This is a genomic window from Geodermatophilus sp. SYSU D00879 (genome assembly GCF_054050375.1).
This window is the reverse complement of sequence record NZ_JBJGZF010000009.1, coordinates 183,843-198,440: the sequence shown is the minus strand read 5'-3', so window position 1 is coordinate 198,440 and position 14,598 is coordinate 183,843. Positions and strand designations below refer to the sequence as shown.

The 14,598-nt window shown below is 75.0% G+C and carries 11 protein-coding genes; 9 read left to right on the top strand and 2 right to left on the bottom strand.

Translation table 11 applies throughout. The features are described from left to right. Positions 1 to 207 precede the first annotated feature (207 nt). Complete coding sequence (locus ACI79B_RS13925) at positions 208 to 2,325, bottom strand: cation:proton antiporter domain-containing protein (RefSeq protein WP_456928423.1); 2,118 nt, start codon at positions 2,323 to 2,325, stop codon at positions 208 to 210. Positions 2,326 to 2,580: 255 nt separating this feature from the next. On the opposite strand from ACI79B_RS13925, the gene ACI79B_RS13920 reads away from it, so the two are divergent. Then, complete coding sequence (locus ACI79B_RS13920; RefSeq protein ID WP_457000166.1) at positions 2,581 to 3,426, top strand: protein kinase domain-containing protein; 846 nt, start codon at positions 2,581 to 2,583, stop codon at positions 3,424 to 3,426. A gap of 82 nt (positions 3,427 to 3,508) precedes the next feature. Here the strand turns inward: ACI79B_RS13920 and ACI79B_RS13915 are convergent, their stop codons facing one another. Continuing rightward, positions 3,509 to 5,338 (bottom strand): serine/threonine-protein kinase, encoded by a 1,830-nt coding sequence (locus ACI79B_RS13915; protein WP_456928425.1) that lies wholly within the window; start codon positions 5,336 to 5,338, stop codon positions 3,509 to 3,511. Positions 5,339 to 5,617: 279 nt separating this feature from the next. On the opposite strand from ACI79B_RS13915, the gene ACI79B_RS13910 reads away from it, so the two are divergent. The 8 genes from ACI79B_RS13910 (at position 5,618) to ppdK (ending at position 14,590) form a co-directional block, all read left to right on the top strand. Further along, positions 5,618 to 6,469, top strand: coding sequence for a hypothetical protein (locus tag ACI79B_RS13910; RefSeq protein ID WP_456928426.1), 852 nt, complete (start codon positions 5,618 to 5,620; stop codon positions 6,467 to 6,469). A gap of 85 nt (positions 6,470 to 6,554) precedes the next feature. Further along, entirely contained in the window at positions 6,555 to 6,872 is a 318-nt protein-coding gene (locus ACI79B_RS13905) for an antibiotic biosynthesis monooxygenase family protein (RefSeq protein WP_456928427.1), read from the top strand. A gap of 39 nt (positions 6,873 to 6,911) precedes the next feature. After that, positions 6,912 to 7,904 carry a hypothetical protein gene (locus ACI79B_RS13900; protein ID WP_456928428.1) on the top strand — a complete coding sequence of 331 codons (993 nt, stop codon included), beginning with the start codon at positions 6,912 to 6,914 and terminating at the stop codon, positions 7,902 to 7,904. 92 nt (positions 7,905 to 7,996) lie between these two features. Then, positions 7,997 to 9,400, top strand: a complete 1,404-nt coding sequence (locus ACI79B_RS13895) for a glycine--tRNA ligase (RefSeq protein ID WP_456928429.1) — start codon at positions 7,997 to 7,999, stop codon at positions 9,398 to 9,400. Between the two features lie 135 nt (positions 9,401 to 9,535). Next, on the top strand, positions 9,536 to 10,690 hold the full coding sequence (gene dusB, locus ACI79B_RS13890; RefSeq protein WP_456928430.1) for a tRNA dihydrouridine synthase DusB: 1,155 nt from the start codon (positions 9,536 to 9,538) through the stop codon (positions 10,688 to 10,690). After that, positions 10,687 to 11,127 (top strand): hypothetical protein, encoded by a 441-nt coding sequence (locus tag ACI79B_RS13885; RefSeq protein WP_456928431.1) that lies wholly within the window; start codon positions 10,687 to 10,689, stop codon positions 11,125 to 11,127. Before dusB ends, ACI79B_RS13885 begins: the two co-directional genes overlap by 4 nt. A 104-nt stretch (positions 11,128 to 11,231) precedes the next feature. Further along, complete coding sequence (locus ACI79B_RS13880; protein ID WP_456928432.1) at positions 11,232 to 11,612, top strand: hypothetical protein; 381 nt, start codon at positions 11,232 to 11,234, stop codon at positions 11,610 to 11,612. 266 nt (positions 11,613 to 11,878) lie between these two features. Further along, positions 11,879 to 14,590 carry a pyruvate, phosphate dikinase gene (gene ppdK, locus ACI79B_RS13875; RefSeq protein WP_456928433.1) on the top strand — a complete coding sequence of 904 codons (2,712 nt, stop codon included), beginning with the start codon at positions 11,879 to 11,881 and terminating at the stop codon, positions 14,588 to 14,590. Positions 14,591 to 14,598 lie beyond the last annotated feature (8 nt).

The window sequence follows — 14,598 nt, the reverse complement described above, 5'->3', positions numbered from 1 at the left end:
GAACGGCGGACCGCTCACGGGCGCCGGGCGCGGCGGCTCGCCCGGACGCACGGGAGGGGGGGGCCCCCCCCCCCCCGGGGCCCCCCCCCCCCCCGCGCCCGTGGGAGGAGGGCGCCCGCATGGGAACGGCGCCGACGGTCCCCGGGAACGACGGAGCCCGCGTCCCCTCGAACGGGACGCGGGCTCCGGGCCTGCGGGGAGCGGGACTCAGAGCGCCCCGGGGCGGGCGGCGATGCCGGCCAGGGTCTCGTCCATGTCCCGGTCGCTGTCGGCCGTGCCGGCGTGCACCAGCAGGATCGGCGTCAGGTCGTCGGTGGCGGGCACGGGGCCGGCACCGGCCGGGGCCAGCAGCAGGGCCGGCAGCGTCTCGGTGTCCTCGCTGACCCGCACGCCCGCCTTGCGCAGCGAACCGGCCACCGCGCCCAGGCGCCGCCCGGAGCGCCGGCCCTCCCCGGCCCGCAGCTGGAGGGGGACCTGCCGGCCCAGGGCGGCGTGCGCGGCCAGCCGGAGAGCGGCGCGGCCGTCGGCGTCGCCGTCCTGGACCACGGCCACCGGGCCACCCGGCTGCAGCCCGGCCTCGCCCAGCTCGCCGGAGACGGTCACCACCGAGCCCTGCAGCGACGGGGGCCACGGGGTGCCGGCGCCGTCCGCCGTCAGCGCGCCCTCGGCGATGCCCCAGCCACTGCGCACCAGGACGACGTCGGCGTCGCTGTTGCTGGCCAGGTCGGCGACCTCCGCCCACGGGTCCTCGCTGAAGCGGGACGCCACCGAGGCCTTCAGGCCCCGCTCCTCCACCCGCTGGGCCAGGGTCCGCAGCTCGCCGGCGACGGTGGCCATGAGCTCGAGGTCGGCGCCCAGGCCGCTGGCCACCTCGGGCTTGGGTCGCGACCGGCGGACCACCCGGGTGACCAGGACCTGCGCCGGCGACTCGCGGCCGACCAGGTCGCAGGCCAGGTCGACCAGTCCGGCGTCGCGTGCCGGGTCGTCGACCACGACCAGCACCGTGTAGGCCTCGGTGAGCCCCATGGCCGCCCGTTCGGCGGCGGCGATGTCCCGCTCGAGGACCCGCTTCGGGTAGATGACGTTGAGCAGCGGCGAGGTCATCACCGTCGTGATGACGGCCATGAGCACCATGAGCGTGAACATCGTGTCGTCGAGCACGCCGTTCTCGCGCCCGAGGTTGAGGATCACCAGCTCGGTCAGCCCGCGGGTGTTCATCAACGCGCCGAGGGCAGTGGCCTGCCGGCGGGGGACCTTCTGCGCGCGGGCCGCGGCGAACGCGCCGACGAACTTGCCGGAGATGGCGACCAGCAGGATGAGGCCGAGCTCGCCCAGGCCGGTCACGTCGATGGCGCCGACGTCGACCTTGAGGCCGGTGACCACGAAGAAGACCGGCAGCAGCAGGAGGACGCTGACCTGCTCGAGCCGGTCGATGATCTCGTGGTTGAGCGCCCCGGCACCCTGCCGGGGCATGACGACGCCGAACACGAAGGCGCCGAAGATGAAGTGGATGCCGATCTCCTCGGTCACCCAGGCGCTGCCGAGGATGCCGATGAGCACCAGCGCGAGCATCTCCGGCGTCAGCCGGCCCAGGCGCTCGTAGCGCGTCACCAGGTGCTTGAGCAGCGGCCGGACCACCAGGAACATCACCAGGGCGAAGACGACCGACCAGAGCAGGATCAGCAGCACGCCGGAGAACGAGCCGGCGGCGACGACGGCCACCACGACGGCCAGCAGGGCCCAGGCGAGGACGTCGTCCACGGCGGCGCAGGCCAGCGCGAGCACGCCGGTGGGGACGCGGTGCATCTGCCGCTCGGCGAGGATCCGCGCGAGCACGGGGAACGCGGTGATCGACATGGCCACGCCCATGAACAGGGCGAACCCGATGAACGAGATGGTCTGCGTCGTCCCGTCGTCGTGGGTGAAGACGTCGTGCGCGGAGTGCAGGTAGGTCGCGAGGAGCACCCCGAGGGCGAAGGGCAGCACGATCGAGGACACCGACACCGAGACGGCGATCTTCTCCCGGCCGCGGATGAACGACAGATCCACCTCGAGGCCGACGAGGAACATGAACAGCACCAGCCCGAGCTGGGCGAGCACCTCGAGGTAGGGCCGGACGTGGTCCGGGAACAGTGCGGCGTCCAGGTCCCCGGGCAGCGCGCCGAGCAGCGTCGGGCCCAGGAGGATGCCCGCGACGATCTCGCCCATCACGGCGGGCTGGCCGACCTTCACGGCGAGCCGTCCCATCAGGCGGGCGACCACCATGATCACGGCGAGGTCGAGGAACACGAAGGCCGTGATCTCCGCGACGGAGTGCTGTTCCACTGGGTCTCCGGGCGTAGCTGTCCGCGCCACGTGGGACCGCGCGGGGATCGGGTGGGATGGCGGGGACCGGGCACCCGGGGCCACGCCGGGCGCGGATGCTAGCCGCGGCGGTCCGGTCGTAGGGGGCCCGCGCGCGCGGCATCTCGGCGGGCGCGAACCGGTTCCCGGACGGCGGGTCCCCCGGCACACTGTGCCGCTGCCGCGCACCGCGGCGTCCCGGCGCGGCCGGGGAGACAGCGTTTCAGGAGGACATGCATGGATGCCGTCGGCCTGGTGGGCGCGGCGCCTGCCAACATCGCGGACTACCAGGTGGTCCGCGTGCTCGGTGAGGGCAACAACGGCCGCTTCTACCTCGCCCGCCCGCCGGCGCGGCTCGGCCTGCCCGACGAGTACGTCGCGGTGAAGGTCTTCACCGGCAGCCACAGCGAGCAGGCCTACGAGCGGGGCGTGCGGGAGCTGCGGGCCTTCGCCCAGGTGGCCTCGCCGTACCTGGTCAAGGTCTACGACGCCGTGCTGCAGGACAGCTTCCTGTACGCGATGGAGTACTGCCCCCTCGGCTCGCTGGCCGCCCCGGCGCGGCCGCTCAGCCGCGGCGAGGTGCTGCGGGCGGTGGCGCACGCCGCGCACGCCGCGCACGCGCTGCACGAGGCGGGCCTGACCCACGGCGACATCAAGCCGGCCAACGTCCTGCTCACCGAGGACGGCGGCAAGCTCTCCGACCTCGGCCTGGCCCGCTACCTCGCGCCGGGCGTCACGCTGACCGGCATGGCCAGCGCCGCCTCGGTGGAGTTCCTGGACCCGGCGCTGCTGCGCGGCGACCGGCCCTCGCGGGCCACCGAGGTGTTCGCCCTGGGCGCCACCCTCAACCGGGCCCTCACCGGCACCGGCCTGTACGGCGAGCTGCCCGACGGCGAGCCGCTGCTGGCCATCCGCCGGGTGATGAGCGCCGAGCCGGCGATCGCCCCCGGCCTGACCGACGAGGAGGCCGCGCTGGTCTCCGAGTGCCTCGCCCCGGTGGGGCAGCGCCCGGTGACCGCGCTGCAGGTGGCCGAGCGGCTGGACCGGATGGCCGCCGAGGCGCTGGGCGCCGCCCGGGCCTGAGCGGCGACCGACACACGACGAGGGCCCCGTCCCCACCGGCCGGGGGGGACGGGGCCCTCGTCGTGTGGGGGACCGGGGCCGGTCAGCGCTGCGTGAAGTCGCTGTGCGCGCTGTCGGCCCACCAGGCGTACAGGGTCCCCAGCCCGGCCTGGCCGCCGTTCTGGATGCCCACGATGCCCTCGGCGGCGAGGTCGTCCTGCGTCCAGTACAGGATCGCGTTGTTGTCGCCGTCGACGAAGCAGCCGAGGCGGCCGGCGTCCACCCCGCCGATCGTGTACTCGTCGTAGCCCTGCCCGGTGGCGCAGTCCGGCTGGCCGGTGAAGGGGCTGACGCCCTCGCGGGTCATGTCCGCGAGGAACACGGCGTCGACGGTCGCCGCGTCCTCGTACAGGTAGAACGACGACACCTCGGGGCCGGGCTGGGTCGCGGCGGCGCCGCAGTTCACCGCGGCGACGTCGCCGTCGCCGGCCGGGTCCGCGGTCTCGCAGGCCGCCGGGTCGAAGTCGCCGGGGATGATCGCCAGCAGCTGGTCCTGGGCGTCGGTCGCGGTCCCGCCGCCGGTGCTGCCGCCGGAGGTGTTCCCGTCGGACGAGTTCCCCGTCGACGTGTTCGCGTCGGAGGTGTTCTGCGTCGAGGTGTCGGTGTCGTCGGCCCGGACGTCGTCGCCGCCGCTGAAGCCGCCGGCCAGCGCGATGACCCCGACCACGACCGCGATCAGTGCCACCGCGGCCCCCACGATGAGCAGCGGCAGCTTGCTCGAGCCCTTCCCGCCGCCCGAGGCCGACGAGCCGGCCGGCGGGGGGAACCCGGGCCCGGCCGGCGGCGGGAAGCCGGTGGGCGGGCCGGGGTTCGACGGCGGGCCGTAGCCGGTGGGCGGGCCGGGGTTCGACGGCGGGCCGTAGCCGGTGGGCGGGCCCGGGTCGGACGGCGGGCCGTACAGCGCCGCCGGCGCGCCCGGGTGCGACGGCGCCCCGTAGGTGCCGGCCGGGCCGGGGTTCGAGAAGCCCACGGTCGGCGGGTGGGCGACCAGCGGGGCGACCGACGTCGGCGGCGCGGCCTCGGGCCGCACCGTCACGCCGGCCGAGCTCAGCGCCGCCCGCGCGGCCGCGGCGAACTCGCCGCAGCTCGCGTAGCGCTCGTCGGGCTCCTTGGCCAGGCCCTTGAGGACGACGTCGTCCAGCCCGCGGGGCAGGCCCGGCCGCAGCGCGGACGGCGGCTGCGGGGTCGTGTTGAGGTGCGCGTACATGAGCGTGGCCAGGCCGTCGCCGGTGAACGGCCGCCGGCCGGTGAGGCACTCGAAGAGCACGCACGCCAGCGCGTAGACGTCCACCCGCTTGTCGATCGGCTTCTCGAGGAACCGCTCGGGCGCCATGTAGTCGAAGGAGCCGAGCGCGGCGCCGGTCTGGGTCAGCGCCGGGCCCTGCGCGTCCGACGTCGACCGGGCGATGCCGAAGTCGACGAGGTAGACGAACTCGTCGTCGCCGCTGCCGGTCAGCAGCACGTTGGAGGGCTTGACGTCGCGGTGCACCAGGCCGTCGGCGTGCGCGGCGTCGAGGGCCCGGGCGGTCTGGCTGACGACGTCGACCGCCCGCTCGGGGCTCATCGGCCCCTCCTCGGCCAGCACCGCGGCGACGTCGCGGCCGGGCACCAGGCGCATGTCGAGGAACAGCCGGCCCTCGATCTCGCCGTAGCGGTGGATCGGGACGATGTGCGGCTCGTTGAGCCGCGCGGCCAGGTGCGCCTCGCGGCGGAAGCGCTCGCGGTAGCCCCGGTCCGCGGCCAGGTGCTCGGAGAGCACCTTGAGCGCGACCGTCCGGTCGTGCTCGGTGTCGAACGCGCGGTACACCTCTCCCATCCCGCCGCGGCCGAGCAGCGCCTCGATGCGGTAGGGGCCGAACTGTTGCAACTCCACCGGTGATCCTCCGTGTGCCGCAGCTCCGGGCGCTCGTCGGAGCCGGCGCCGGCTGCGGGTCGACGGCGGAGTCTAGGGACGGGTCCCCGGCCCGACCAGCGTCTCGGCCGCGGCTCGTCGGGCGGCGGGACGGGGTGGACACGGGCGGCGGGCCGTGACCGACCCGTGACCCCGCCGGAGAACTGCCGCGCGCGAACCTGTGGTCGGGACGGCGGGGTCTCCCTATCTTCCTCTCGCTCTCGGGCCCCCAGCGCCCGTCCCCACGAACGGAAGAAGCAGATGAGTCAGCCCCCCGGCCAGTACGGCGCGCCGAGTCAGTACGCGCAGCCCGGTCAGTACGGCGCGCCCGGTCAGTACGGCGCCCCCGGCGGCTACGGCGCGCCCGGCTTCGGCCCGGGCGGCGGCCCCGGCTTCGGTCCGGGCGGCTACGGCCGGCCGCCGCAGAAGAAGAGCGTCCTGCCCTGGGTGATCACCGGGCTGGTCGTGGTGCTGGCCGGCGTCGGCGTGCTCCTGTTCTTCCTCCTCCGCGGCGACGACACCCCGGCCCCGGCGGCCCAGGAGTCCTCGACGTCGGCCGACGCCTCCGACGACGCCGGCGACGACGGCGGCGAGGACGGCGGCGACGAGGGGTCGGACACCGGCACCGACACCGGGTCCGGCACCGGCTCGGGGATGGGCATGGACATGGGCGGCCCGGTCGGCGTGCCGCCGGGCGCCGGCACCCCGGGCAACGGCGGGGGCGGCGGCACCGGCACCCCCATGGGGAACGACACCGGCGGCGCCGACGCCGGCCAGATCCCCGGCTCCTCCGACCTCGCGCTCGCGTGGGTGCAGGCGGTCTACGACTTCGACTTCGCGACCGCCTACGGCCTGTCCTGCGCCGAGCTGCAGGCCGCGGCCCAGCAGGGCTCGGCCGGCACCGAGTACAGCCCCGAGGAGTACCTGACGCTGTACTTCTACAGCCAGGTCCTGGGCGGCCAGACGATCGCCGACGGCGGCCTGGTCAGCATCGAGTACGACCCGGCCAACGCCGTCGACGTCGCGACCTTCGAGCTGACCCTCGACGACGGCACCACCCAGAGCGTCCAGGTCTGGGTCGGCCAGGACCTCACGGTCTGCAACTTCGGCTGACGCACCCCTCCGACGGCCGGTCCCCGCAGCGCGCGGGGGTCGGCCGTCGGCGTCTCCGCCGCCGGCCGTGCGGCACGATGGGCCGGTGTTCGCGGTGACCCGGCTGCGCGTGCCCGAGACCGAGGCGGCCTCCCTCGCCGCCGCCGTCGACGGGCTGCTCGCGGTGCTGACCGCCCGGCCCGGCTGCCGCGGCGGGGAGGCCGGCCGCTGCGCCGACGACCCGACGCTGTGGGCGCTGGTCACCCGCTGGGACGGCGTGGGGGCCTACCGCCGCGCGCTGTCGGCCGCGGAGGTCAAGGTCGCCGGCGCGCCGGTGTGGGTGCACGCCCTCGACGAGCCCGGCGCCTACCTGTCCGTCGACGAGCCCGGCGAGCGCTCCGCCGCACGGGCCCCGGGTGCGTAGCCTGCCCGGGACAGTCCGCACCGGCCCGGGAGGGGCGCGATGAGCCAGCCGCCGCAGGACGACGGGACGCCGCCTCCCGACCGGACCCGCGAGGTGCGCCTCCCGCCGCCGCCCCCGCATGTGCGGCCGGACGAGCCCACCGACCGGCTGCCCGGCGGCCCCGTGCCGCGCGACCCCACCCTGCGGATGGGCGCCCCCGGGCAGCAGCCGGGACCCCCACCCGGACCGCAGCAGCCCGGACCTCGACAGCCCCCGTACGGCCCGCCCGGGTACGGGCAGCCCTCCTACGGGCAGGAGCAGCGGGGCTACGGCCCGCCGCCCCAGCCCGGCCACGGCCGGCAGCCCCCGTACGGGCCGCCGCCCGCCGGTGCGCCGGGGTACGGCCCGCCCGGGTACGGGCCGCCGGGCTACGGGCCACCCGGGTACGGCGCCCCGCCGCAGCCGCCGCGCAGGAACCGCGGCCCGCTGCTCGCCCTGCTCGCCACGCTCGCCGTCCTCCTGGTCGGCGGCGGCGTGCTCGCCGCGGTGCTGCTCTCCCGGGACGACGACGGCGGCGGCCCGGCCGCGACGGCGACGTCGGCGAGCACGTCGGCGTCCACCTCGTCGTCGTCGCCCTCGCCCTCGTCCTCCTCGCCCGGGTCGTCGTCCGGGGAGGGCGGCTTCGGTGGCGGCGCCGGCACGCCGACCGGGGGCGGCGGCGGGGGAGCGGGCGGGGACCTCAACGTCCCCGGTAGCCCGGAGTTCGCCATCTCGTGGGTGCAGTCGGTGGTCGAGCGCGACGCGGCCGCGGCCTACGACGGCCTGTGCGCCGACGGGCAGGGCCAGTTCCCCGACGGGCAGGCGGTGCTCGCCGACTTCGACACCTTCCTCGGCGGGCAGATCACCGAGGGCTCGGCCACCGACGCGGCCGCGGCCGGCGACGTCGACGAGGTCACCTTCGAGGTGACGCTGGACAGCGGGCAGCCGGCCACGTTCGTCGTCACCGTGGTGGACGAGGGCGGCCCGGCCGTCTGCGGCTACACCCCGTCGTAGGGGCCGGCCGCGGCGGCGGGGGGACGCGCAGGCGGGGCGTCTACCGTGGGCAGGTCAACCGCCGACCGCCAGCCGGATGGAGCACCGAGCTCGTGACCGCCAGCAACACCACGCACGACCCCGCCCGCCTCGACAAGGTGGTCAACCTCTGCAAGCGCCGGGGGTTCGTCTTCCCGTCGGGTGAGATCTACGGCGGCACCCGCTCCGCCTGGGACTACGGGCCGCTGGGCGTCGAGCTCAAGGAGAACATCAAGCGGCAGTGGTGGCGCACCGTCGTCCAGAGCCGCGACGACATCGTCGGCCTGGACTCCTCGGTGATCCTGCCGCGGCAGACCTGGGTCGCCTCCGGCCACGTCGGCGTCTTCACCGACCCGCTGACCGAGTGCCAGAACTGCCACAAGCGCTTCCGGGCTGACCACCTCGAGGAGGCCTTCGAGGCCAAGAAGGGCCGGCTCCCGGAGAACGGCCTGTCCGAGATCACCTGCCCCAACTGCGGCGTGACCGGCCAGTGGACCGAGCCGCGCGACTTCAACATGATGCTCAAGACCTTCCTCGGCCCGGTCGAGGACGAGTCGGGGCTGCACTACCTGCGCCCGGAGACCGCACAGGGCATCTTCGTCAACTTCGCCAACGTCATGGGCGCGGCGCGGAAGAAGCCGCCGTTCGGCATCGGCCAGATCGGCAAGTCCTTCCGCAACGAGATCACCCCGGGCAACTTCATCTTCCGGACCCGCGAGTTCGAGCAGATGGAGATGGAGTTCTTCGTCGAGCCGGGCAGCGACGAGGAGTGGCACCAGTACTGGATCGACGAGCGCACCCGCTGGTACACCGACCTGGGCATCTCCCCGGACAACCTGCGGCACTTCGAGCACCCGGAGGAGAAGCTCTCCCACTACTCGAAGCGCACCGTCGACATCGAGTACCGCTTCGGCTTCCAGGGCTCGGAGTGGGGCGAGCTCGAGGGGATCGCCAACCGCACCGACTTCGACCTGTCCACCCACACCGAGCACTCGGGCGTGGACCTGTCCTACTTCGACCAGGCGACCAACACCCGGTGGACGCCGTACGTCATCGAGCCGGCGGCGGGCCTGACCCGCTCGCTGATGGCCTTCCTCGTCGAGGCCTACACCGAGGACGAGGCGCCCAACGCCAAGGGCGGCGTCGACACCCGCACGGTGCTGCGGCTGGACCCGCGGCTGGCGCCGGTCAAGGCCGCCGTCCTGCCGCTGTCGCGCAACGCCGACCTCTCGCCCAAGGCGCGTGACCTCGCGGCCGCGCTGCGCCGGAACTGGAACGTCGACTTCGACGACGCCGGCGCCATCGGCCGCCGCTACCGCCGGCAGGACGAGGTCGGGACGCCGTTCTGCCTCACCGTCGACTTCGACACCCTCACCGACGACGCGGTGACCGTGCGGGAGCGCGACTCGATGAGCCAGGAGCGCATCGGCCTGGACCGGGTCGAGGACTACCTCAAGGCCAAGCTCCCCGTCTGCTGACGGCGTGTGCGCTTCCGCGGATCTGCTCCGGGCAGATCCGCGGAAGTGCACACGGGCCTGCGGCGCCGGTTCGTGCGGGGACGCCTCCCCGCGGGTGACCCCGGCCACCGGGCGCGGCCACCTACCCTGGACGACGTGACGAGCACCCTGGCGCCGGCGGTCGCCCCGCTGCGGCTGGGGCCGCTCACCGTGGACCCCGCCGTGGTGCTCGCGCCGATGGCCGGCATCACCAACCCCGCGTTCCGCACGCTGTGCCGCGAGTTCGGGGCCGGTCTCTACGTCTGCGAGATGATCACCACGCGGGCGCTGGTGGAGCGCAACGAGAAGACGCTGCGGATGATCCGGGCCACGCCCGAGGAGGCCGCCGCCGGGTTCTCCGTGCAGCTGTACGGCGTGGACCCGGCCACCGTCGGGCGGGCGGTGGAGATGCTCGTCGACGAGGAGGTCGCCGGCACCCGCCCGGCGCACGTCGACCTGAACTTCGGCTGCCCGGTGCCCAAGGTGACCCGCAAGGGCGGCGGGTCGGCGCTGCCGTGGCGGCGGGTGCTGTTCCGCGACATCGTGCGGGCCGCCGTCCGCGCCGCCCGCGACGTGCCGGTGACGGTCAAGACCCGCATCGGCATCGACGCCGACCACGTCACCTACCTCGACGCCGGCCGGATCGCGCAGGACGAGGGCGCCGCCGCGATCACCCTGCACGGGCGCACCGCCGACCAGCTCTACAGCGGCACCGCCGACTGGGGGCCGATCGCCCGGCTGGTGGAGACCGTCGACATCCCGGTGCTCGGCAACGGCGACGTCTGGGAGGCCGACGACGCGCTGCGCCTGGTCGCCGGGACCGGGTGCGCCGGCGTCGTCATCGGCCGCGGCTGCCTGGGCCGGCCCTGGCTGTTCGGGGACCTCGCCGCCGCCTTCGCCGGGGAGTCCCGGCGGGCGCTGCCGACGCTGCGCGAGGTGGCCGCGGTCATGGTCCGGCACGCGCAGCTGCTGTCGGAGGGGCAGGGTGAGCTGCACGGCTGCACCGACTTCCGCAAGCACGTGGCCTGGTACCTCAAGGGCTTCTCGGTGGGCTCCGACGTCCGCCGCGCCCTCGCGATGGTCAGCTCGCTGGACGAGCTGGCCGGCCTGCTCGACCGCATCCCCGACCAGCCCTACCCGACGGCCGTCCTGGGCGGCCCGCGGGGCCGCACGAGCAGCCCCCGGCCGGTGGCGCTGCCCGAGGGCTGGCTCGACGACCGCGACGACCCGCGCCCGCCGGCCGGCGCGGAGCTGGAGACGAGCGGCGGATGAGCGGCCCGTACCTGTACGACGAGGGTCCCGAGGCGCTGCACACCGGCACCCCGCGGCGCCGCAACGGGCTGCTGCTGGGGATCTTCGGCGGCACGGTGGCGCTCGCCGTCGCCATGGTCGTGGTCCTGCCGCTGGTGAAGGGCTCGGGGGAGGAGCAGGCCCGCGAGGCGGTCGGCGTCTTCCTGGCCGCGCTGCAGGCCGGCGACACCGAGACCGCCGGGGACCTGCTGTGCGAGGCCGAGCGCGACCGCGGCGACGTCGGCGACGTCCTCGCCGGGTACGAGCACCCCGGCGACGCCCGGGTGGTCGGCGTCGCGGAGGGCCGGCTCGGGGACCAGGACAGCCAGGAGGTCCGGGTCCGCTGGGACGACGGCGCGGAGGCCACGCTCGCCGTGGTGCTCGAGGACGGCCCGCGCGTCTGCGGCGCCTCCGGCTGAGCGCGCGGGCGCCGCGAGCGGATCCCTTCTCGGAGCGCCACCGGGCTGTCACCATGTGCGCCGCCCGGCTGGAGGTCCACCGGGCCAGCCCGAGAGGAACCGCGTTGACGCAGCCGTCCCACCCGCCCGTCGCCCCCGCCGCGCCGTACGCCCCGCCCGGGGCCCCCGCCGGGTCCTACGCGCCCGCTGCGCCCTTCGCGCCCGCCGGTGTCGCGCCCGCCGGTGTCGCCCCCGCCTCGACCCCGGCGCCGGCCGCGCCCACGCAGGTGGCCTTCCCCGGGCAGGTCCAGCTGCCGCCGCAGCCGCAGTTCGCGCCCACCCCGCAGCAGGCCGCGCAGGTGCAGCGCGGCGCGCTGGCCAGCGGCTTCCCGCGCTACGTCCCGCCCCCGCCGTCGCCGGTCAACCGCACCGGCCTGTACGTCGGCATCCTCGTCGTCGTGCTGACGGTGCTGTTCGCCGTCCTCGGCTTCGTCCTCGTCGCCTGACCCCTCCGGCCGGCCCCGCTCGCTCCCCGAGCCGGGCCGGCCGTCCGCTGCGTGAGGCCGCTCACCTCCGTGTACCGGGACGAGACACGGGCTGGCGTGTCCCCGTCCCGTGGGTCACGATCGCTGCCTGGCTCCGGGTGGACGTATGAGACGTCTACCCCCGACCGGGGACCCGGGGCCGCGTTCGCCGGAGCGGCCGACGGGGACCCCACGACGCCGCACCGGCGGTGGACGGGCGGCCGGCGGGACGAGCGCGGAGGTGCACGGTGGGCAGCGTCACGAGCACGACCACCTGGGTCTACGACTTCAGCGAGGGCAACAAGGACCAGAAGGACCTGCTCGGCGGCAAGGGCGCGAACCTCGCCGAGATGACCAACCTCGGGCTGCCCGTGCCGCCCGGGTTCACCATCACCACCGACGCCTGCCGCCGCTACCTCGAGCACGGCAGCACCCCGCCCGACCTCGCCGACCAGGTGACCGAGCACCTGACGGCGCTGGAGAAGGCGATGGGCAAGACCCTCGGCGACCCCGCGGACCCGCTGCTGGTCTCGGTCCGGTCCGGGGCGGCGGCCTCGATGCCCGGGATGATGGAGACCGTCCTCAACGTCGGCCTCAACGACGAGTCGGTGCAGGGGCTGGCCGCGCAGTCCGGCAGCGAGCGCTTCGCCTGGGACTCCTACCGCCGGCTGATCCAGATGTTCGGCAAGACGGTGCTCGACATCGACGGCGAGGCGTTCGAGCACGCCCTCGACGAGGCCAAGCGCGAGCAGGGCACCGACCTGGACCTGGACCTCGACGCCGAGCACCTGCGCGACGTCGTCGGCCGGTTCAAGGCCATCGTCCGCGAGCACACCGGCCGGGACTTCCCGCAGGACCCGCGCGAGCAGATGGACCTGGCGATCAACGCCGTCTTCGACTCGTGGAACAGCCCGCGCGCGGTCCTCTACCGCCGCCGCGAGCGCATCCCCGGCGACGCGGGGACGGCGGTCAACGTCTGCTCGATGGTGTTCGGCAACCTCGGCGCCGACTCCGGCACCGGCGTCGCGTTCACCCGCGACCCGGGCAGCGGCGAGCAGGGCGTGTACGGCGACTACCTGCAGAACGCGCAGGGCGAGGACGTCGTCGCCGGCATCCGCAACACCGTGCCGCTGACCGAGCTCGAGCGCATCGACCGCGGCGCCTACGACGAGCTGCTGCGGATCATGAGCACCCTCGAGTCGCACTACCGCGACCTGTGCGACATCGAGTTCACCGTCGAGCGCGGCAAGCTGTGGATGCTGCAGACCCGGGTGGGGAAGCGGACGGCGGCCGCGGCCTTCCGCATCGCCACCCAGCTGGTCGACGAGGGCCTCATCGACATGGACGAGGCGGTCCGGCGGGTCACCGGCGACCAGCTCGCCCAGCTGATGTTCCCGCGGTTCGTCTCCGGCGGGGACGCCCGGCAGCTCACCCAGGGCATGAACGCCTCGCCCGGCGCCGCCGTCGGGAAGGCGGTGTTCTCCTCCGAGACCGCCGTCCAGTGGGCCGACCGGGGCGAGAAGGTGGTCCTGGTCCGGCGGGAGACCAACCCCGACGACCTCGCCGGGATGATCGCCGCCGAGGGCGTGCTCACCAGCCGCGGCGGCAAGACCTCGCACGCCGCCGTCGTCGCCCGCGGGATGGGCAAGACGTGCGTGTGCGGCGCCGAGGAGCTGCAGGTCGACACGAAGAACCGGCGGTTCACCGCGCCCGGCGGCGTCACCGTCGAGGAGGGCGACGTCGTCTCCATCGACGGCTCCACCGGCCGGGTGTGGCTGGGGGAGGTGCCGGTGGAGGACTCCGCCGTCGTCCGGTACTTCGAGGGCGAGATCGGCGCGGACTCGCCCGAGGCCGACGACCTCGTGCGCAGCGTGCACCGGATCCTCACCCACGCCGACGAGGTGCGGCGGCTGGACGTGCGCACCAACGCCGACACCCCCGAGGACTCCGCCCGCGCCCGCCGCTTCGGCGCCCGCGGCATCGGCCTGTGCCGGACCGAGCACATGTTCCTCGGCGACCGCCGGCAGCTGGTGGAGAAGCTGATCCTCGCCGAGACCGACGAGGACAAGCAGGCGGCCCTCGACGCGCTGGCCCCCCTGCAGAAGCAGGACTTCGTCGAGATCTTCGAGGCGATGGACGGGCTGCCGGTCACCGTGCGGCTGCTCGACCCGCCGCTGCACGAGTTCCTGCCCGACCTCACCGACCTGTCGGTGCGGGTGGCCGTCGCCGAGGCGCAGGGCCACCCCGACGAGGCCAACCTGCGGCTGCTGGCCGCCGTCCGCCGGCTGCACGAGCAGAACCCCATGCTCGGGCTGCGCGGCGTCCGGCTGGGCCTGGTCGTGCCCGGGCTGTTCGCCATGCAGGTGCGGGCGATCGCCGAGGCCGCGTGCGAGCGCAAGAGAGCCGGCGGCGACCCGCGGCCGGAGGTCATGATCCCGCTGGTCGGCGCGGTGCAGGAGCTCGAGGCGATCCGCGAGGAGTCCGAGCAGGTGCTCGCGGCGGTGTTCGAGGAGTGCGGCGTCGAGCTCGACGTCCTCATCGGGACGATGATCGAGGTGCCCCGGGCGGCGCTGACCGCGGAGGAGATCGCCCGGTCGGCGGAGTTCTTCTCCTTCGGCACCAACGACCTCACCCAGATGACCTGGGGCTTCTCCCGCGACGACGTCGAGGCGGCGTTCTTCCACGCCTACCTGGACAAGGGCATCTTCGGCGTCTCCCCGTTCGAGTCGCTGGACCGCCCGGGCGTGGGCCGGCTGGTGGAGGTCGGCGTGCAGGGCGGCCGGGCCGCGCGGCCGGACCTCAAGCTCGGCGTGTGCGGCGAGCACGGCGGCGACCCCGACTCGGTGCACTTCTTCCACGAGGTGGGCCTGGACTACGTGTCCTGCTCGCCGTTCCGGGTCCCGGTGGCCCGGCTGGAGGCCGGCCGGGCGGCGCTCGGCGGGGAGCGCGCCGGGTCCTGACGGCCGCG

Excerpts from the sequence above, each read along its gene's own strand:
- ACI79B_RS13885 (WP_456928431.1), top strand. The coding sequence starts at position 10,687 with ATGAGCGGCCCGTACCTGTACGACGAGGGTCCCGAGGCGCTGCACACC.
- ACI79B_RS13920 (WP_457000166.1), top strand. The coding sequence starts at position 2,581 with ATGGATGCCGTCGGCCTGGTGGGCGCGGCGCCTGCCAACATCGCGGAC.
- ACI79B_RS13910 (WP_456928426.1), top strand. The coding sequence starts at position 5,618 with ATGAGTCAGCCCCCCGGCCAGTACGGCGCGCCGAGTCAGTACGCGCAG.
- ACI79B_RS13900 (WP_456928428.1), top strand. The coding sequence starts at position 6,912 with ATGAGCCAGCCGCCGCAGGACGACGGGACGCCGCCTCCCGACCGGACC.